Origin of the sequence: Pseudonocardia sulfidoxydans NBRC 16205 (assembly GCF_007989085.1) — a bacterium.
In the GTDB taxonomy this organism is placed as follows: Bacteria; Actinomycetota; Actinomycetes; order Mycobacteriales; family Pseudonocardiaceae; genus Pseudonocardia; species Pseudonocardia sulfidoxydans.
Genome location: NZ_BJVJ01000007.1, coordinates 73955 through 91730, shown reverse-complemented (window position 1 = coordinate 91730; position 17776 = coordinate 73955). Strand labels below are relative to the sequence as shown.

16 protein-coding genes are annotated in these 17776 nt (G+C 71.9%); 7 read left to right on the top strand and 9 right to left on the bottom strand.

Annotation, left to right across the window (positions count from 1 at the left end; all coding sequences use genetic code 11):
* Positions 1-51 precede the first annotated feature (51 nt).
* The 6 genes from PSU4_RS06075 to fabG are packed head-to-tail and all read left to right on the top strand — an operon-like array spanning position 52 to position 6427.
* Positions 52-1863, top strand: a complete 1812-nt coding sequence (locus tag PSU4_RS06075; RefSeq protein ID WP_147103258.1) for a flavin-containing monooxygenase — start codon at positions 52-54, stop codon at positions 1861-1863.
* A 7-nt stretch (positions 1864-1870) separates the two neighbouring features.
* On the top strand, positions 1871-3109 hold the full coding sequence (locus tag PSU4_RS06070; protein WP_147103256.1) for an amidohydrolase family protein: 1239 nt from the start codon (positions 1871-1873) through the stop codon (positions 3107-3109).
* The gene (locus PSU4_RS06065) at positions 3106-3510 is read left to right on the top strand and encodes a Zn-ribbon domain-containing OB-fold protein (RefSeq protein ID WP_147103254.1); all 405 of its coding nucleotides are present in this window, start codon (positions 3106-3108) and stop codon (positions 3508-3510) included. Before PSU4_RS06070 ends, PSU4_RS06065 begins: the two co-directional genes overlap by 4 nt.
* On the top strand, positions 3507-4631 hold the full coding sequence (locus PSU4_RS06060; RefSeq protein ID WP_147103252.1) for a thiolase family protein: 1125 nt from the start codon (positions 3507-3509) through the stop codon (positions 4629-4631). Before PSU4_RS06065 ends, PSU4_RS06060 begins: the two co-directional genes overlap by 4 nt.
* Before the next feature lie 31 nt (positions 4632-4662).
* Positions 4663-5643: an alpha/beta hydrolase gene (locus PSU4_RS06055; RefSeq protein WP_147103250.1), complete on the top strand. Its 981-nt coding sequence runs from the start codon at positions 4663-4665 to the stop codon at positions 5641-5643.
* A gap of 28 nt (positions 5644-5671) precedes the next feature.
* The gene (fabG, locus tag PSU4_RS06050) at positions 5672-6427 is read left to right on the top strand and encodes a 3-oxoacyl-ACP reductase FabG (RefSeq protein ID WP_147103248.1); all 756 of its coding nucleotides are present in this window, start codon (positions 5672-5674) and stop codon (positions 6425-6427) included.
* A gap of 39 nt (positions 6428-6466) precedes the next feature.
* On the opposite strand, the gene PSU4_RS06045 is transcribed toward fabG, so the two are convergent.
* The 9 genes from PSU4_RS06045 to PSU4_RS06005 all read right to left on the bottom strand — a co-directional run bounded on the left by PSU4_RS06045 (position 6467) and on the right by PSU4_RS06005 (position 16120).
* The gene (locus PSU4_RS06045; RefSeq protein ID WP_147103246.1) at positions 6467-8653 is read right to left on the bottom strand and encodes a molybdopterin-containing oxidoreductase family protein; all 2187 of its coding nucleotides are present in this window, start codon (positions 8651-8653) and stop codon (positions 6467-6469) included.
* Entirely contained in the window at positions 8650-10011 is a 1362-nt protein-coding gene (locus PSU4_RS06040; protein ID WP_147103244.1) for a hypothetical protein, read from the bottom strand. The genes PSU4_RS06045 and PSU4_RS06040 overlap by 4 nt, the downstream gene beginning before the upstream one ends.
* Complete coding sequence (locus tag PSU4_RS06035; protein WP_147103242.1) at positions 10008-10925, bottom strand: SDR family NAD(P)-dependent oxidoreductase; 918 nt, start codon at positions 10923-10925, stop codon at positions 10008-10010. The genes PSU4_RS06040 and PSU4_RS06035 overlap by 4 nt, the downstream gene beginning before the upstream one ends.
* Before the next feature lie 24 nt (positions 10926-10949).
* Positions 10950-11864, bottom strand: coding sequence for an LLM class F420-dependent oxidoreductase (locus PSU4_RS06030; RefSeq protein ID WP_147103240.1), 915 nt, complete (start codon positions 11862-11864; stop codon positions 10950-10952).
* An 18-nt stretch (positions 11865-11882) separates the two neighbouring features.
* On the bottom strand, positions 11883-13364 hold the full coding sequence (locus tag PSU4_RS06025; RefSeq protein WP_147103238.1) for an MFS transporter: 1482 nt from the start codon (positions 13362-13364) through the stop codon (positions 11883-11885).
* 281 nt (positions 13365-13645) lie between these two features.
* Positions 13646-14266 carry a TetR/AcrR family transcriptional regulator gene (locus tag PSU4_RS06020; RefSeq protein ID WP_147103236.1) on the bottom strand — a complete coding sequence of 207 codons (621 nt, stop codon included), beginning with the start codon at positions 14264-14266 and terminating at the stop codon, positions 13646-13648.
* 89 nt (positions 14267-14355) lie between these two features.
* Positions 14356-14952: a TetR/AcrR family transcriptional regulator gene (locus PSU4_RS06015; protein WP_147103233.1), complete on the bottom strand. Its 597-nt coding sequence runs from the start codon at positions 14950-14952 to the stop codon at positions 14356-14358.
* 57 nt (positions 14953-15009) lie between these two features.
* Positions 15010-15315 (bottom strand): hypothetical protein, encoded by a 306-nt coding sequence (locus tag PSU4_RS06010; RefSeq protein WP_147103231.1) that lies wholly within the window; start codon positions 15313-15315, stop codon positions 15010-15012.
* A 40-nt stretch (positions 15316-15355) separates the two neighbouring features.
* On the bottom strand, positions 15356-16120 hold the full coding sequence (locus PSU4_RS06005; protein ID WP_246114965.1) for a GntR family transcriptional regulator: 765 nt from the start codon (positions 16118-16120) through the stop codon (positions 15356-15358).
* A gap of 145 nt (positions 16121-16265) precedes the next feature.
* On the opposite strand from PSU4_RS06005, the gene PSU4_RS06000 reads away from it, so the two are divergent.
* On the top strand, positions 16266-17768 hold the full coding sequence (locus tag PSU4_RS06000; protein WP_147103229.1) for a class I adenylate-forming enzyme family protein: 1503 nt from the start codon (positions 16266-16268) through the stop codon (positions 17766-17768).
* Positions 17769-17776: the final 8 nt, after the last annotated feature.

Here is a 17776-nt window from a genome sequence, read left to right as displayed (position 1 = left end):
CCGTCGGCCGCCCGCGAAAGGCACGCCGCCCGGCGGCGAAGGGACACATCCGTGACCGAGCACCCCCGTACCGCGCCCACCCTCGACACCGCTGCGCTCCGGGAGAAGTACCGCCAGGAGCGCGAGAAGAGGCTGCGGTCCGACGGGTCCGCCCAGTACCGCCAGATCACCGAGGACCTCGAGCGCTACCTCGTCGACCCCTACCTCCCGGTGGCCGACCGCGAACCCGTGACCGACGACGTCGAGGTCGCGGTGATCGGGGGCGGGTTCGGGGGGCTGCTGGTCGGGGCCCGGCTGCGCGCGGCCGGTGTCGAGCGGGTGCGGCTGATCGAGCAGGGCGGGGACGTCGGCGGGACCTGGTACTGGAACCGCTACCCGGGAGCCGCCTGCGACACCGAGTCCTACATCTACCTGCCGCTGCTGGAGGAGACGGGCTACATCCCCACCGAGCGCTACACCAAGGGCCCCGAGATCCACGAGCACTGCCGGCGGATCGCGCGGCACTTCGACCTCTACCGCGACGCGCTGCTGCACACCAGGGTCCAGGACGTCCGCTGGGACGACGACGGGCAGCGATACACGATCACGACGAACCGCGGCGACAGGTTCCGCGCACGGTTCGTGGCGATGACCGCCGGATCGATGGACCTGCCGAAGCTGCCGGGCATCCCCGGGATCGAGGGCTTCGCCGGACACGCGTTCCACACCACCCGCTGGGACTACGCGTACACGGGTGGGGACGCGTACGGCAACCTCACCGGGCTGGCGGACAAGAAGGTCGCGATCATCGGAACCGGGGCCACCGCGATCCAGGCGGTCCCGCACCTCGGCGCCGGCGCCGAACACCTCTACGTCTTCCAACGCACCCCGTCGGCGGTCAACGTCCGGGACAACCGGCCGACCGATCCTGCGTGGGCCGCGGCGCTGGAGCCGGGCTGGCAGCACGAGCGCGTACGCAACTTCTCCGGGTTCATCGCCGGTGAGGACGTCGGCGTGGACCTCGTGAACGACGGCTGGACCAAGATCTTCCGCAACCGGGCGCTGCACGGCGGCGTGCTCGACGAGGACGTCGACTTCGAGGTGATGGAAGGGGTGCGCGGCCGGGTCGACGAGATCGTCACCGATCCGGCGGTCGCCGCGGCGCTCAAACCGTACTACCGCGCGCTCTGCAAGCGCCCGACCTTCCACGACGAGTACCTCCCCACCTTCAACCGGCCCAACGTCACCCTCGTGGACACCGACGGCCAGGGCGTCGAGAAGATCACCGAGACCGCCGTCGTCGCGAACGGGTTCGAGTACGAGGTCGACTGCATCGTCTTCGCCAGCGGGTTCCAGGTCGGTGCACCGTTCTCGCGCCGGCTCGGCTACGACGTCACCGGCCGCGGCGGCGCCACGCTCAGCGCGAAGTTCGCGACCGGGATCGCCACGCTCTACGGGATGCAGACCCGCGGCTTCCCGAACTTCTTCATCGTCTCCATCAACCAGGCCGGGATCTCGTCGAACCAGACCCATCTCCTCGACGTCCAGGCCCGCCACATCGCCGACGTCGTCACCGCCACCCGCGCCGCCGGCGCCGGGTCCGTCGACGTGGAGCAGGAGGCCGAGGACTCCTGGGTGCGCACGGTGATCGAGTCCGCCCGCCGCAACGGCGAGTTCCTCGCGACCTGCACGCCCGGCTACTACAACAACGAGGGCAACCCGAACATCGAGGCCTTCCGCCGCAACGGTCCCTTCGCGCCCGGTGTGTGGCGCTTCGAACGGATCGTGGAGCAGTGGCGGGCCGACGGCCGCTACCAGGGCCTGCTCTTCGACGGGTCACCGCTTCCCGACGGCGCCGCCCACACCACCACAACCCGAGGGTGAGGAACAGATGACCGCAACCGACCTTCCCAGGATCATCTCCGTCGACGACCACCTGGTCGAGCCCGCGCACCTGTTCGAGCAATGGCTGCCGCGGAAGTTCCAGTACGGGGCCCCGCGCGTCGAGCGGCGGATGGTCAGCCTGGACACCGACCTGTTCGGGTTCGAGGAGGACGAGAACGGCATGCCCAGCGACGTCTGGGTGTTCGGGAAGTCCGTCTACGTGCCGCGGCGCGCGGTCGTCGTGCTCGACGGCGTCCACACCTCCGCCGAGATGCGGGACAAGGAGCCGGTGACCTTCGACGAGATGGACCCCGCGTGCTACGACCCGAAGGCGCGGCTCGCGGCGATGGACGAGCAGGGCGTCGAGGCGTCCATCGGCTTCCCGTCGTTCCCGCGGTTCTGCGGGCAGGCGTTCAGCGAGGAGACCGAGAACGACCGTGATCTCGGGGTCGCGCTCATCCGTGCCTACAACGACTGGCAGGTCGAGGAGTGGGCGGGCGACTCGGGCGGGCGGCTGGTGCCGGCCCCGGTCGTGCCGCTGTGGGACGCGCACCTCGCGGCGGCCGAGGTGCGGCGCAACGCCGCCCGCGGGGTGCACGCGGTGGCGTTCAGCGAGATCGTCGGGCACCTGGGCTACCCGAGCATCCACGACGGCAACTGGGACCCGTTCTTCGCCGCGTGCGAGGAGACCGACACGGTGGTGTGCATGCACATCGGCTCGTCGTCGCTGCTGATGACGCTGCCGCCGGAGGCGCCGCTGCTGCTGCTGCCCGTCCTCCAGTTCGCGAACTCGTATGCCTCCATGGCCGACTTCGTGTTCTCCGGTGTGCTCGACCGGTTCCCGCGGCTCAAGCTCGCCTACTCCGAGGGTCAGGCCGGCTGGATCCCCTACGCGATGGAGCGGATGGACCACGCCTACGCCCACCACACGTGGGCGCTGGGCGAGGAGAAGCTCAAGGAGAAGCCGTCGACCTACGTGCGGCGCAACATGTGGGGCTGCATCTTCGCCGACAAGCACGCGATCGCGAGCGCCGAGCACATCGGCGTCGACAACCTGATGTTCGAGGTCGACTTCCCGCACAGTGACGGGCCGTTCCCGCACACCCGCAGCCATCTCGCCGACCAGTTCGCGGGAGTCGACCCCGCCATCACCTACCGGATCGTGCGCGGCAACGCGATCAGGCTCTACCAGCTGCCCTTCGACCAGCACCTCGACGCCGACGGTCGGCCACTGGACCAGGAGTGACCGCGCCGGACAGACCGGTTCCGCACCCGTCGCCGCTCACGCAGCCCTTCTGGGCCGCGTGCCGGGACGGCCGGCTGCTCGTCCAGCGCTGCGACAAGTGCGGAACCCACGTGTTCACCCCGCAGGAGTTCTGCCGCGAGTGCCACGCGGACGCCCTGACCTGGGTGGAGTCGGCGGGCGCCGGCCACGTCGTGACCTTCACGGTGGTCTGGCGCCCGCAGACACCGGCGTTCGGCGTGCCGTACGTCGTCGCGGTCGTCCGGCTCGACGAGGGATACGAGATGGTCACCAACATCGTCGGGTCGTCGCCCGACGCGGTCACGATCGGCGCCGCCGTGCGCGTGCGCTTCACCCCGGTGACCGACGCGATCACCCTGCCCTGCTTCGAGCTCGTCGCATGAGGCGCCGCGAGGTCGTCGTCGTCGGTGCCCACAACACACCGCAGGCGCGGGTGCTCGAGGGCCAGACCTCGGACTCGGTCACGCTCGCCGCGATCACCGGGGCGCTCGACGACGCCGGGCTCACCACGGCCGACGTCGACGGGCTGACCGTGCTGCCCGGCCTGCAGTACCGGGGCGGTGCCGACGCGTTCGGGTACGCGCTCGGGATCCCCTGGTTCTGGACCGGCGCGCAGGTGCCCGGGCCGGCCGCCGTCGTCGAGGCGGCGGCCGCGATCGAGGCCGGCGCCTGCGAGACCGTGGTGCTCGCCGGTGGGCAGGCGGGCGTGTACACCGACCGGGCCGCGGTCGCCCCGTGGGCGCGGCCCGCGCACGAGTTCATCGAGTGCTGGGGCCTGATGACCCCGGCGGAGTGGGCGATGGCGGCGCAGCAGTACCTGCACCGCTTCTCCGTGCCGCGGGAGAAGATCGCGCACGTCGCCGCGGTCATCCGCAACAACGGCTCCCGCAACCCGGAGGCCGTCTACTTCGGCCGGGGCCCGTACACGGCCGAGGACGTCCTCGCCTCGCGGATGATCGCCGACCCCTACCACCTGCTGGACTGTGCCACCACCAGCGAGGGCGGGTCGGCGCTGGTGCTGACCACCGCCGAGCGGGCCGCCGACCTCGACGCCCGACCGGTGCGGGTGCTGGGCGGCGCCTGGGACAGCTGGGGGCCGACCTACACCCACCCGCCGACCTACGACCGCGTCGCGATGTGGGGCCGCAAGGCCGGCGACGCGGCGTTCGCGCAGGCCGGCATCTCCCGCGACGACGTGGACGTCTTCGAGTTCTACGACAACTTCTCGTGGGAGATCGTGCGGTACTTCGAGGCCCTGCGCTACTGCGACGTCGGGGAGGGCGCCGACCTCGTCGCCGGAGACGCTATCGAGGCGACCGGGCGCTACCCGATCGTCACCGACGGCGGCACCATGTCGCACTCGCACACCGGCGAGTCGCAACGGCTGCAACGGGTCGTGCAGGCCGTGCGCCAGCTGCGCGGCGAGAGCGCGGCGAACCAGGTCGCCGGAGCCGAGATCGCGCTCGTCGCGGTCATCGGCGAGGTACTGCTGCTCGGCACCTGACCCTGCCGACCGACCGAGCACGGAGAACGACATGACCAGTACGGACCTCTCACCGGTCCACCCTCCGTTCGACCCGGAGCTCGCCGCCGCCCTCGCGGTCGCCGAGGACGTCCCGACGACGGTCACACCGGACATGCTGGCCGCGCTGCGTTCCGGGGCGGCCGCGTCGGCGCCGTCGCTCACCGCCATCGCCGGCGAGTACGGCGTGGACGTCCGGACCGTCACCGTCGCCCGCGCGGACGCCCCCGACCTGCGGCTCCTCGTGGCGTGCCCCCCGGACACCCGTCCCGGCTCGCCCGCGCTGTACTGGATCCACGGTGGCGGGGTCGTCCTCGGTGACTTCCGGTTCGGCATCGACCTGGTACTCCCGTGGGCGGTCGAGCTCGGCGTACCGGTCGTGTCGGTCGACTACCGGCTCGCACCCGCGCATCCCGACCCGGCCGCCGTCGAGGACTGCTACGCCGGGCTGGTCTGGGTCGCCGGGCACGCCGCGGAGCTCGGCGTCGACCCGTCCCGGCTGGTCCTGGCCGGGCACAGCGCCGGTGCCGGGCTCGCGGCCGGGACCGCGCTGCTCGCGCGGGACCGCAGCGGCCCGCGCGCCGTCGGGCAGCTCCTGTTGTGCCCCATGCTCGACGACCGCGAGCAGACCCCCGCGAGCCGCCAGCTCGACGGCGTGGGCGTGTGGGACCGCACCGCCAACCGCACGGCCTGGGAGGCCCGGCTCGGCGCCCGCCGCGGCGGACCGGCCGTGGAGCCGTACTCCGCCCCCGCGCGCGCGACGGACCTGAGCGGTCTGCCGCCCACGTTCGTCGACGTCGGCTCCGTCGACACGTTCCGCGACGAGGCCGTCGGCTACGCCACCCGGATCTGGGAGGCCGGGGGAGTGGCGGAGCTGCACGTGTGGCCCGGCGCCTACCACTGCTTCGAGATCCTCGCCCCCACCGCCGCCGTCTCGGTCGCCGCGGTGGAGCGCCGCACCCACTGGCTGCGCCGGGTCCTCCGGCCGGCCTGACCATCCCCACCCCGAGGAGTGTTCCCCGATGTCCGAGTCACGCGTCGCGATCGTCACCGGCGCCGCCCGCGGGATCGGCGCGGCCACCGCGCGCCGTCTCGCCCGTGACGGGTTCGCCGTCGCCGTCCTCGACCTGGAGGAGAGCGCCGCGAAGGCCGCCGCCGACGCCGTGGTCGCCGAGGGCGGGACCGCGGTCGCGGTGGCCGCCGACGTCGCCGACGCCGATGCCGTGCAGGTCGCCGTCGACCGCGTCGAGGCCGAGCTGGGCCCGCCCACGGTGCTGGTCAACAACGCCGGCATCACCCGGGACAACCTGTTGTTCCGGATGACCGAGGCCGACTGGGACGCGGTCATGGGTGTGCACCTGCGAGGGTCGTTCCTCGTCACCCGGGCGGTGCAGCGATACATGGTCGAGGCGGGGTGGGGCCGGATCGTGAACCTGTCCTCGACCTCGGCGCTGGGCAAGCGCGGTCAGGCCAACTACGCCGCGGCGAAGGCGGGACTGCAGGGCTTCACCAAGACGCTCGCCTTCGAGCTGGGCCGCTTCGGGATCACGGCCAACTGCATCGCGCCCGGCTTCGTCGTCAGCGACATGACGCGCGCGACCGCGGACCGGATCGGGGTGCCGTGGGACGACTACCTGGCCCAGCGCGTGGCGGAGATCCCCGTCGGGCGTGCGGGTGGGCCGGACGACATCGCGCAGGCCGTGTCCTTCTTCGTCGACGAGCGCTCCGGCTTCGTGTCCGGGCAGGTCCTGTACGTGGCGGGCGGCCCCCGGACCTGAGCCCTACCGGGCCCGCCCGGTGGTCGGGCCCGGTACCGCTCAGCGCCGGTCGACGGGCGCGGGCCCGATCCGGACGGGGACGTTGCTCATCCGCGGTTGGCCGGAGAACCGGTCGTGGACACCGTCGTCCGCGACGAGCCGGCCCGGGTTGGAACCGGCCCGCCGCACGTCGGCGTCGTCCTCGCCCGGCAGGCCGCCGAAGGCGTGGCTGATCGACACCGTGCCGGGCCGGACGGTGTCGTCGGCCTCGGCCACCGCCAGGATGGCCGTCCGGTCCGACCGGATCTCGACGACGTCGCCGGCCTCGACGCCGAGTCCGGCGAGATCGGCGGGATGCAGGTACGCGGGGTTGTGGCGGGGCCGGGTCTGCGGCGCGGCGAAGGTGGGCGCGTTCATGACGTGCATCAGGCGCCGCGAGATCAGCCGGAACGGGTACCCCTCGGGTTCCGGTGCGGTCAGCTCGTCGCCCAGGTCGGTCAGCATGATCGCGTTGCCGACGTCGAGCCGGCCCTCCCAACCCGGGTCGCGGGGCCTCACGTGCACGGGAGGGTCCGGGAACAGGGCGCCGCGCGGGTGCTGCTTGATCTCCGTGAACGGGATGCGGGAGCCGGTGTGGATGTGCTCGAGCAGGTCGTCGGTGTCCGGGTCCTGGGTCATGTCCAGCTGCAGCGGCTCGCTGCCCTCGATGTGGATCACCTCGCCGAGCGCGGGGTACAGGCCCAGCTGCAGGCCCATCCGGCCCGCGAGCCGGTGCAGGAACCGCCACTGCTCGATCACGTCCGACCCGTCGGGCGGGTCGACGACGGCGGGTGTGTAGTGCGCCCAGGACTCGGGCAGGCCGACGCCGTTGGCGTACAGGGGCAGGAAGTCCACCATGAGGTTCGTGCCCGGCATCTCGAAGGGCAGGGTGGACGCGATGACGTAGTCGGCGAGGGCGGCCGTCGGCGACATCTGGATGTCGACCTGCACCAGCAGGTCGAGCGAGCGCAGGGCCTCGACCATCTTCAGCTGGTCCGGCACGCACGCGGCCGGGTTGCCGCCCACGCTGACGACCGCGCGGACCTGGCCCTCGCCCGGCAGCAGGATCTCGTCCGCCATCGCGGCGGTGGGCAGGCCCGCGGCCGTCATGGTCAGGCCGCGGACCCGCAGCTGCTCGCCGTATCCGTAGGCGGGGAACGGCGGGAGCGCCTGGGCCTTGTCCGGCTGGATGGCCGCGGGAACGAGCGAGAGCGCGTTGCGCACGCGGTCGCCCGCCCGCATCCAGTGCCCGCAGAGGGTGTCGAGGCACAGCAGGAGGTACTCGACGAGGGTGCCCTTGGCCGTCATGTTCGGCCCAGTCCCCGCAGCGGCGTAGCCCTTGGCCGCGGTGCCGAACATCCGGGCGGCCGCCACCACGTCCTCGGCCGGGACGTCCGCACGCGCCGCCACGACGTCAGGGGTGAAGGGCGCCACCACGGCGCGCAGCGCGTCGACCCCGGTGACGTTCTCGGCCACGAACTCCGTGTCGTGGAGTGCTTCGGCGAGGATCACCCGGATCATCCCGGCGAGAAGGGCGGCGTCCTCGCCCGGGCGGGGTTGCAGGTGCAGGGTGGCTCGCTTCGCGGTCTCGGTCCGGCGGGGGTCGATCACGATCAGCCGGCCCCCGCGGGCGGCGAGCCCGCGGAAGAAGTCGGCGGGGGCGCCGTTGCGCCCCTGGTGGCTCACGAACGGGTTGTTGCCGACGAGCAGGGCCACGTCCGGGTCGTCGAAGGCCTGGCTGGGTGCCATCCATGCCCCGTGGAACCCCTTGGCCAGCGGTTTGCCCGGCTGGTCGATCGTGCTGGTGGTGAATGTCAGCGGGGAGCCGACGGCCGTCATGAACGCGTCGACCATCGAGAGGTTGAGGGGGCTGTCCATGGCCATGTAGGTGCCGCCGAACAGCGCCACGGACCGCGGGCCGAACCGGTCGACGATGCCGGTGAGCTTCTCGGCGATCGCACCGATGGCCTCGTCCGTCGGGATCGGCGCGTAGGTGCCGTCCGGACGACGGACGAGGGTGTGCAGCAGCCGCGACGGGTCGGTGTACCGGGCGGCCTGGGTGCGCCCCTTCACGCACGTGTAGCCGCGGTAGATCGGGTTGGTGCGGTCCCCGGACACCCGCTGCACGACGCCGTCGACGATCTCGACGTCGACCGGGCAGAAGTTCATGCAGACCCGGCAGATCGACGGGCTGGTCCGGGAGGTCATGCCGTGACCGTCCGTCCGCGGACCAGCGGCCGGAACACACTGAACGCCAACGGGTACAGGTTGGCGGCGTACTCGGGACGCCCGCGCCACCGGCAGATCCCGGGTGTCCGCTCGATCGGCTCGAAGGGCACGCCGCCGCCGATCTCGGCCGCCGGGTAGACGAACCCGACGAGGTCGAAGAAGCGGGCGGCACGGTTGAGCTCGGGGTAGGAGTGCAGGACGGCGCCACCCTCCTGCAGGTTCGCCCCCACCTCGTCGGACGCCAGGGCCGCGCGGGCGTCGTCGGGCGACGTCGGGCCCTCGAACCGCTGCCCCCACCGGGTGAACCACGCCGTGTAGGGCGCGTCCCGGTGGGCGGAGTCCGGGTGCCACGGCACGGCCTCGGGGAACAACGCCATGAACGGGGAGACGCGGATCCCGAGCAGCTCGTACTGGCGTTCCCACCCGATCCGGGTCTCGACGACGACCGGCGCGTCGAGCCGGCCCCGGTACTCCGGTGGCTGCGGCGCGAAGCGAGGCAGCGACGCCGCGTACTCCTCGGCGCCCATCCCGAGCTCGGCGGCGAAGCCGGCCACCACGAGCCCGCCGACCTGGCGTCGCCACTCCGCGTCGAGGTCCACCTCGCCTTCCTGGCAGGGGTGGACACCTCGTTGCGGCGCAGGGGGTTCCGGCTCGACCTCGACCAGGCGCTCGCTGTGGGAGACGCCGGCGGAGCGTCCGCCGGTGTAGGGCGCGCGGAAGTCCGGGTGCAGGTCGTAGCCGGTCAACAGCGAGCCCGGGACCGGTGGTTCGTCGCCCAGCCCCTCGGCCATCTCGTCGCCGTCGAAGCGCGCGCACACGATGCGTCCGCTGACGCGGATCCCGATGCGGGGCCAGGTGCGGCGTTCGTCGAGGTAGTGGCCGGTGAACAGCCTGTTGTCCTGCGCGGCGACGATGTACTGGTTCATGCTCACCAGGTCGCGACCCGCGGCCCGCACCTGTTCGCGCAGCTCGGCCTCGTCCGTCCCCGCGTACGGGGCATCGATCGCGGTCTCGTAGTCGAACCAGCCCGCGCGGCTCACGAGGTTCTCCACCTCGTTGTCCGGCTGCAGGCTGTAGCAGCCCATCGCCGGGAAGATCGTGCCGAGGACGTGGCGGGTGGCGCGGGTCGCCGCCTCCGGCGGGAGGTAGCCGACCCGGCGCCCCGACTGCTCCAGCGCCGCCAGCTCGGACGCCGTGTACGGGCAGGGCGGGACCACGAGGCGCAGGCCCGCCACCGAGCCGCGCCCGTCCCAGATCCGCTGGTGCACCGCCGTGACGTGGTCCGGGGTCAGCTCCGCGCCCCGCGGCTCGTCGAGGGTCTGCCCCGGCAGGGTCACAGCGACATCCCGCCCCCGACGTCGACGGTCGTCCCCACGATGGAGCTCGCCGCGTCCGAGGCCAGGAACGCCACCATGTTGGCGACCTCCTCGGGCAGCTGGTAGCGCTGGATCGCCGTGCGTCCGTGGTCGTAGAGGGTCTGCCAGGTGTCGGGGAGCAGCTCCCGGCCCGGGCCCCACATGCTGCCCGCGTTGACCCCGTTGACGAACACGCCGTGCCTGGCCACCTCCTTGCCGAGGTGGCGGGTGAACTCGGCGACCCCGGCCTTGAGCGTGCCGTAGAGCCCGAGGTCCGGGAGGACGGTCCGGGAAGCCTCCGAACCGATGTTGACGATGCGGCCGTAGCCCTGGGGGATCATGTGGTCCAGGACCGCGCGGCACGAGTGGATCGGTGCGGCCAGGGTGCCCGCGATCGCGGCGTCGATCTGCTCGGGGGTCGCGGTCGCCAGCTCACCGACGTAGGTCGCCACCGCGCTGTTGACCAGGATGTCGATCCGGCCCAGGCGTTCGTTCGCCTCGGCCAGGATCGTGCGGATGCCCGCGGGGTCGAGCGCGTCGCCGTAGATCCCCACCGCCTCGACGTCCCACCGGTCGGCGACGATCTTGGCCAGCTCCTCGGCCGACGGGCCGGGCTTGCGGCCCCACGACTCCTGCAGGGCGGCGGCCTTCGCAGGCTCCATGTCGACGATCGCGACGTCGGCCCCCAGCCCGGCCAGCCGGTGGACGATCGCCTGTCCCAGGTTGATCCCGGCGCCGCCGGTCACGACGGCCGTGCGCCCCTTCAGGCTCATCACGTCGGTCACGCGCTGGTCGATCGTGTGGAGCGGGATGCGCTCCTCGTCCCACCAGATCGTGTTGTCCGAGCCTTCCGCGATGTGCTTCTCCAGCACGTCCTTCAGAAAGTCCTTCGTCATCGTGGCGTCCTCTCGTCGTGCTGGTCAGAGCTGCGCGCGGGTGCGGATGAGGTCGAGCGCGCGCAGGGTCTCGTCGGTGGTGGGCGCGGGGGAGGTCGCGGCGACGGCGCTGACCTCCAGCCACTCGTCCGGGGTCACGGCACGGCCGGGGTGGTTGTAGAGCATCACCACGAGGCGGTCGGCGCCCGCGTCGGCGTAGGCCTCCTGCAGGGCAGGGTCGGCCTCGTGGGTGAGCACCGAGATCTCGATCTCGGCCGGGTCGCGTCCGATGGCCTCGCACTCGGCGGTGATGGCCTTGCGCCCCTCGGCGATCTGCTCGGGGGAGGGGAGCGTGGCCAGCCAACCGTCACCCCAGCGCGCGATCCGCCGGTAGGTGTACTCGGTGTTCATGCCGCCGATGACGATCGGCGGTCCCGGCCGCTGCACCGGGAGCGGATCGACGATCACCTCGGGGTAGCTCAGGATCTTGCCGTCGTAGGCGGCCTGGCCGTCCTTCCAGAGCCGGCGGCAGAAGTCGATCGTCTCGCGGGTGTAGGCCCATCGCGTGTCGAAGTCGACGCCGAACAGCTCGATCTCCTCACGCATGTACCCGACGCCGATGCCGAGCAGCAGCCGACCGTCGGAGAAGTTGTCGACGGTGCTCGCCGCCTTGGCGAGGTTGAGCGGGTGCCGGCCGGGCACCACGCACACGCCTGTCGCGACCTTGAGGGTGGTCGTGGCGGCGGCGAGGAAGCCCATGGTCACGAACGGATCGGCCATCTCGCCGTAGAGCCGGGGGAAGTCGCCGCCCGTCATCGGGAACGGCAGCTCCGTCTTCACCGGCAGCGCCGGGTGGTCGGGCAGCCAGACGGAGTCGAACCCGGCCGCCTCGACCGCCTGGCCGAGCGTCACCGGGTCGATGGTGTACCCGGTGACGTAGAACAGCACTCCGACCTGCACAGCAGGGTCCTTTCGAGGTCAGGCCCGGGCCGGCGTCAGCGCGGCCGTGGCGGTCGCAGCCGAGCGCCCCGCCAGCAGGTAGCTCAGGCCCACGCTCACCACACCCAGGGCGACGATGAGCAGGATGTTGGCGAGGATCGCGCCCCAGGACGGTGCGCCCGCGGCGGTCAGGCCGATGGAGAAGATCGCCGCCGCGATCTGGCCGCCCAGCACACCGCCGACTGACCGGACCAGGTACACCGCACCGCTGGCGCTGGCGACCCGCTCCGCGGGCACCACGCGCACGATCGTGTTGAGCGACTGGGTGAAGCCGATCCCCAGCCCGAGGCCCATCAGCGCCGAGCACAGGTACGGCGTCCAGGGCGCGCTGCCGATCGGGAGCAGGACCAGGCCGGCGGCGACGATGAGGACCGCGGCGAGAATCATGTTGCCGCGCCGGCCCAGGATGGGCTCGAGACGCTGTGCGGTCGGTCCGGCGACCACGACGAGCAGGGCGTAGGGCAGCAGGACGAGGCCGGCGGTCGAGGCGTCGCCACCCATTCCGTAGCCGATCGCGATCGGCAGCAGGGCGACGGTCGGCAGGATCACGTACATCACGAAGGTGACGATCGAGTGGGCGAAGTTGATCGACACGACGCCGAAGACCTCGCGCTCGGCCAACCCGCGCAGGTCGACCAGGGGCGACGGGTGCCGGCGCTCGACGGCCACGAACACCGCGAGCAGCAGGACCGTCAGGGCGAGCAGGCCCAGCACGAGCGGGGAACCCCAGCCCAGGGTGGTGGGGAAGGTCAGCCCGAGCAGGAGCGCGACCAGTGCTGCACCGAGGATCACCGCACCGGTCCAGTCGACCTTGCCACCGGCGATCGGCGGGCATGCGGGGAGGGCGCGCAGACCGATCAGCACCACCGCGGCGATCACGACCGTCGGGAACCAGTAGATGTAGGAGTAGTGCAGGTGGGTGACGATCGGGCCGACGGCGACGTAGGCGACCGCCGCGCCGAGACCACCGCTGACGACGAAGATCGTGTTCGCGGTGCGGGCCCGGTCGAGCGGCTGGCTGTCGCGCATGATGCCGATGGCGATCGGCACCACGGCCACACCGACGCCCTGCAGCATCTGGCCGGCGATCAGCAACGGGGCGGTCGTGGCAACGGCGGCGAGGATCGCGCCGACGCCCGACAGCCCGAGGACGACGAGGAACACCTTCTTCTTGTCGGCGATGTCGGCGTACCGGGTCGCCAGTGGGAGACAGACCGCACCGACGACCAGCAGCCCGGTGAGCATCCACGCGCTCTGCGACGCGGAGATGCCGAGTTCCTGCTGCACGAACGGGACGATCGGGGCGACCATCATCTCCATCGTGAGGTAGGAGAAGACACCCATGACGAGCAGCGCGAGCGTGGTGAACGAGCCCTGGCGCTCCGTGTCGTCGACCGCCGGGGCGGCGTCGTCCGGTTCGGCCTGTGGATCGTTCGAGGTGGGGAGACCGTGGCTGGACATGCTGATCCTCTCGACGGATGACGCCTGGCCTGCGTGCTACGTGCGGGACGAGGGACTCGGCGCGCGTCTGCCACGAGGGCGGCGGCGGCGTGTCTGCTCGGGGCAGTACCGAACGGGTGTCGGACGGGTCGGCGGACCTGTCGCGAGAGGTTGCCCTACCACCCAGAATTTCGAATCGCCTTCGAAATATGGCACGCGACACGTTCGTGGTCAAGCATCGCGGAGGGCCCTCTCCGGGCGCACTCCCGCAGCGCTCCCGTCAGGCGCGGAGCGCAGCCGCGTCAGGCGGGACCGGGCTGCTCCGGGCCCGTGGCGCCCTCCGTGCGCGCGAGCCCCGACCACACGATGTCGAGCTGGAGCGCGGCCATGGTGGTGGGAGAGCGGCCGGGACCCGGCGGGGGCCAGGCGGCGGGGGAGATGCACATGCCGAGCAGGGTCAGCACGGTGACGGTCGGGTCGATCGCCGACGAGATGTCGCCCGCGGCGACGCCCTCCTCGAGGATCGACTTCCACGCCGCGCGGTAACGGGCGAGCAGCCTCGCGTCCTCGTCGGCCTCGATCTCGGTGCGCCGCGGGTCATGGGCGTCGGTGAACCAGCGTGGCGAGGACGTCCGGTGCCGGTCCACGTAGCGTTGCTGTGCGCGGACGGCCTTCCCGAGCTTGTCGCGGGGCGACTCGCGGCCGGCGACGAGCTTCTCCAGCTTCACCACGACCTCGGTGAACTGTTCGCGGGTCACGAGCCGCAGCAGTGCGGCCTTGCTGCTGACGTGGTAGTACAGGCTGCCCTGCAGGACGCCGAGCTCCTTGGCGATGTCCTCGATGCGGGCGTTGTCGTAGCCCTTCTCGGCGAACACCTTGGCGGCGGCGTCGACGACCTGCTGCCGGCTGCGGATCTTGGTCATGTCCCGTTCAGCCCCCGCCCCGACTCGGTGTCGACCGGGCAAGCATAGCCGCAGAACCGAACCGTCCTCGAAAGAATCGGTGATCGGCGTCAGATCGCGCGAGGAGCGGCGATGCCGGACCACACGATCTCGTGCTGCAGCGCGGCGATCTCCTCGATCCGCTTGCCGCCGTCGCGGCGGAACCAGTACGACACGTAGTCGCACATGCTGATCAGCGAGATCGCGACGGCCGTCGCGTCCGTGTCCGCGGCGACCTCGCGACGGGCGACGGCCTCCTCGACGATCCGGGCCCAGCCCGCGCGGTAGCGCAGCACCAGGTCGCGGTGCCGGGCCGTCTCCTCGTCGGTGATGTCCGCCGCGGTCGTGGGGTCGCTGAACCAGTCCGGGGCCTCCCGCAGGTGCTGTTCCACGTGCGTGAGGTGGCCGAGAATGGCCAGCCGCAGCTTCTCGGCCGGCTCCGCGGGACCGTCGACGATCGCGGTGAGCCTGGCCAGCAGCAGCTGCAGGTGGTGTTGCACCACGAGCCGGTGCAGCGCCGCCTTGCTGCCCACGTGGTAGTAGAGGCTGCCCTGCATGACGCCCAGCTCGGCCGCGATGTCCTCGATCCGCGTGGCGGCGTAGCCCTTCTCGGTGAAGACCCTGGCCGCGGCCTCGACGAGCTGCTCCTTGTTGCGGATCTTCGTCATCGGTCGTCCCCCGGCTGGTGTCGCGGAACACCGATCGTAGTGCGACGGGCTCCCGGATCAGTCCGATGCCGGCAACGTCTTGGCCGCCTTGACGGTCAGCGCGACCCCGTCGAGGCTCAGCGGTCCGGTGCCGGCCTTGGTGGCCAGCACCTCGAGCGTGCGGGACTCGTCGGTGTAGCGCTTGCCGAGCAGCACGCCGGGCCCGTCGGCCGCCCCCGCCGGAGCGTCGACGTCGTCGGAGGTCATCGGCTCGCCGCCGCACTCGAGCACGCCGGTGCCGGGCCCGGGGCGGACGACGACGACCTCGGCGGTGCAGGTCCGGCTGCGGAGCCGGAGGCCGGGGCGCAGGGGGGATGTGGTCATGACTCGCCTCTCCGAGGAGGGCGGCGGCGACCACCAGCGGTCACCTCCGCCGTGGGGGACTGTCCTGTCCGATCTCGTCCACGGTGCGGACGAGCAGGTCGCTGGCCCTCTTGACGTGCTCGGTCAGCAGGGCACGGGTGGCGGCGGGGTCGCCGCGGCCGATCGCGTCGAGGATTCCGGCGTGCTCCGCGGCGTCCTTCTCGAGCCGGCGCACGTCGTTGCCCAGGGCGATCCAGGTGAGGTTGCGCGGGACCTTGTGGTGCAGGTTGTCGTACATCTCCGCGAGGTGCTTGTTGCCACCGGCCTCGATGATCACCGTGTGGAACTCGGTGTTCGCCTCGTGCCAGTGGCGCTGTGCCGTCGTGGTGTCGTCGTCGGCCGCCCGAAGGTCCTCGACCGACTGCCGGAACAGCTCCTCCGCCGCCGCCAGCCGGTCGAGCTGCTGCGAGGTGATCAGCTCGGCGGCAGCCTCCCCGGCGTGGCCCTGCAGGAGCCCGTGGAGCTCGTAGACCTCGATGATGTCCCGGGTCGAGGGCAGCCGTACCCGGGCGCCGCGGTTGGCGATCAGCTCGACGCTGCCCCGGGCCTGGAGCTCGCGCAGCGCCTCCCGTACGGGCATGCGGCTGACGCCGAGCTCCTTCGCGAGTGCCTCCTGCCGCAGCCACGACCCGGCGGGGATCTCGCCCGCGTTGATCCGCTCCTGCAGCACCGTGACCAGTGAGTCGACGAGGTCGCGGTCGTTGGCCCGGCGTGGTGTCGTGACGCGGGCGGGCGTGCTTCCGGTGGCTGTCGCCTCGGCCATCATGGATCCAGTCTACGTCGTGTCGGATCGCAGTCATGCCGCCGACACTCTGTTCGATCGGCACGGTGACTCCTTGCAACTGCTCGACTTGGCGTTGATGGGATCCTAAACTTGTCGATATGGATACAGCAACCGCCTGCAGTGCGCCATGAACATCACGATGCTCTCGACGATGGCCGCCGACGGGATGGGGGACCGGATCGCGGCGGGCGGGCTCGCGGACGGACTCAGCTTCTCGGAGCTGGACCTGCGGGCGCGGCGCGTCGGCGCCCTGCTCGTGGCCGGGTCCGTCGAGCGGCTGGGCATGATCGACCTCAACTCCGACGCCGTGCCGCTGGCACTGCTCGGCGCGGCGTACGCGGGCGTCCCGTTCGCCCCGCTCAACTACCGGTTGGCCGACGACCGGCTACGGGCGGTCGTCGAGCGGCTGGCACCGGCCACCGTCGTGGTGGCGGACGGGTCCGTCGCCGAACGGATCGGGACGATCGCGGGCATCACCCTGTTGCCCCGCCACGAGCTCCTCGCGGCCGCCGCCGACGCGGCGGTGCCGCCCATCGCGGAGGCTCCGTCGGACCCGGACGCCGTTGCCGTGCTGCTGTTCACCAGCGGGACCTCCGGTGAGCCGAAAGCCGCCATCCTGCGTCACCACAACCTGGTTTCCTACATCCTCTCCACGGTCGAGTACGGGGGCGCCGGGCCGGACGAGGCCGCCCTCGTCGGGGTCCCGCCGTACCACGTCGCAGGTGTCTCCGCGGTGCTGTCGAACCTGTTCGCGGGCCGGCGCGTGGTTCGTCTGGAGTCCTTCGACGCCCGCGTGTGGACCGACCTCGCCCGGCGCGAGCAGATCACGCACGCGATGGTCGTGCCCACCATGCTCGGCCGCATCCTCGACGATCTCGACGGCGCCGGCCTGCCCGCCCTGCGGTCGCTGTCCTACGGCGGCGGGCCCATGCCGCTCCCCGTGATCCAGCGGGCCCTCGAGGCCTTCCCCGGCGTCGGGTTCGTCAACGCCTACGGGCTCACCGAGACCTCGAGCACCGTCGCCGTGCTGGGCCCGGACGACCATCGCGAGGCGTTCGCGTCGTCGGACCCGCAGGTCCGGGCCCGGCTGGGTTCCGTCGGTCGGCCGGTGCCCGGTCTCGACGTGAGCATCCGCGGCCCGGAGGGCGAGGAGCTGGCGGCGGGGGAGCGTGGCGAGATCTGGGTGCGCGGTGAGCAGGTGTCCGGCGAGTACGTCGGGCACCGCGCCACCCGGGCCGACGGCTGGTTCCCCACCCGGGACGCGGGGATGCTCGACGACAGCGGCTTCCTCTACGTGTTCGGCCGCCTCGACGACGTGATCGTCCGGGGTGGGGAGAACCTGTCGCCGGGCGAGATCGAGGCGGCGGTGCTGGAGCACCCGGCCGTCGCGGACGTCGCCGTCTTCGGTGTCCCGGACCCGGAGTGGGGCGAGGCCGTCGCGGCTGCCGTCGTGCTCGAACCCGGGGCCGCGGTGGCGGCCGACGACCTGCGTGCTCACGTCCGCGCACTCCTGCGGTCGACGTGCGCGCCGGCTGTCGTCGCCTTCCGCGAGGAACTCCCCTACACGGACACCGGCAAGCTGCTGCGCCGCGTCGTCCGGGACGACGTCGTGAGTGGGATCCAATCTTGACGATGCTG

What these genes read in the sequence shown, in the direction of transcription:
- PSU4_RS06045 (WP_147103246.1), bottom strand. Translation starts at nt 8,653, where the DNA reads ATGACCTCCCGGACCAGCCCGTCGATCTGCCGGGTCTGCATGAACTTC.
- PSU4_RS06060 (WP_147103252.1), top strand. Translation starts at nt 3,507, where the DNA reads ATGAGGCGCCGCGAGGTCGTCGTCGTCGGTGCCCACAACACACCGCAG.
- PSU4_RS06010 (WP_147103231.1), bottom strand. Translation starts at nt 15,315, where the DNA reads ATGACCACATCCCCCCTGCGCCCCGGCCTCCGGCTCCGCAGCCGGACC.
- fabG (WP_147103248.1), top strand. Translation starts at nt 5,672, where the DNA reads ATGTCCGAGTCACGCGTCGCGATCGTCACCGGCGCCGCCCGCGGGATC.
- PSU4_RS06055 (WP_147103250.1), top strand. Translation starts at nt 4,663, where the DNA reads ATGACCAGTACGGACCTCTCACCGGTCCACCCTCCGTTCGACCCGGAG.
- PSU4_RS06000 (WP_147103229.1), top strand. Translation starts at nt 16,266, where the DNA reads ATGAACATCACGATGCTCTCGACGATGGCCGCCGACGGGATGGGGGAC.
- PSU4_RS06070 (WP_147103256.1), top strand. Translation starts at nt 1,871, where the DNA reads ATGACCGCAACCGACCTTCCCAGGATCATCTCCGTCGACGACCACCTG.
- PSU4_RS06025 (WP_147103238.1), bottom strand. Translation starts at nt 13,364, where the DNA reads ATGTCCAGCCACGGTCTCCCCACCTCGAACGATCCACAGGCCGAACCG.
- PSU4_RS06020 (WP_147103236.1), bottom strand. Translation starts at nt 14,266, where the DNA reads ATGACCAAGATCCGCAGCCGGCAGCAGGTCGTCGACGCCGCCGCCAAG.
- PSU4_RS06005 (WP_246114965.1), bottom strand. Translation starts at nt 16,120, where the DNA reads ATGATGGCCGAGGCGACAGCCACCGGAAGCACGCCCGCCCGCGTCACG.
- PSU4_RS06015 (WP_147103233.1), bottom strand. Translation starts at nt 14,952, where the DNA reads ATGACGAAGATCCGCAACAAGGAGCAGCTCGTCGAGGCCGCGGCCAGG.
- PSU4_RS06035 (WP_147103242.1), bottom strand. Translation starts at nt 10,925, where the DNA reads ATGACGAAGGACTTTCTGAAGGACGTGCTGGAGAAGCACATCGCGGAA.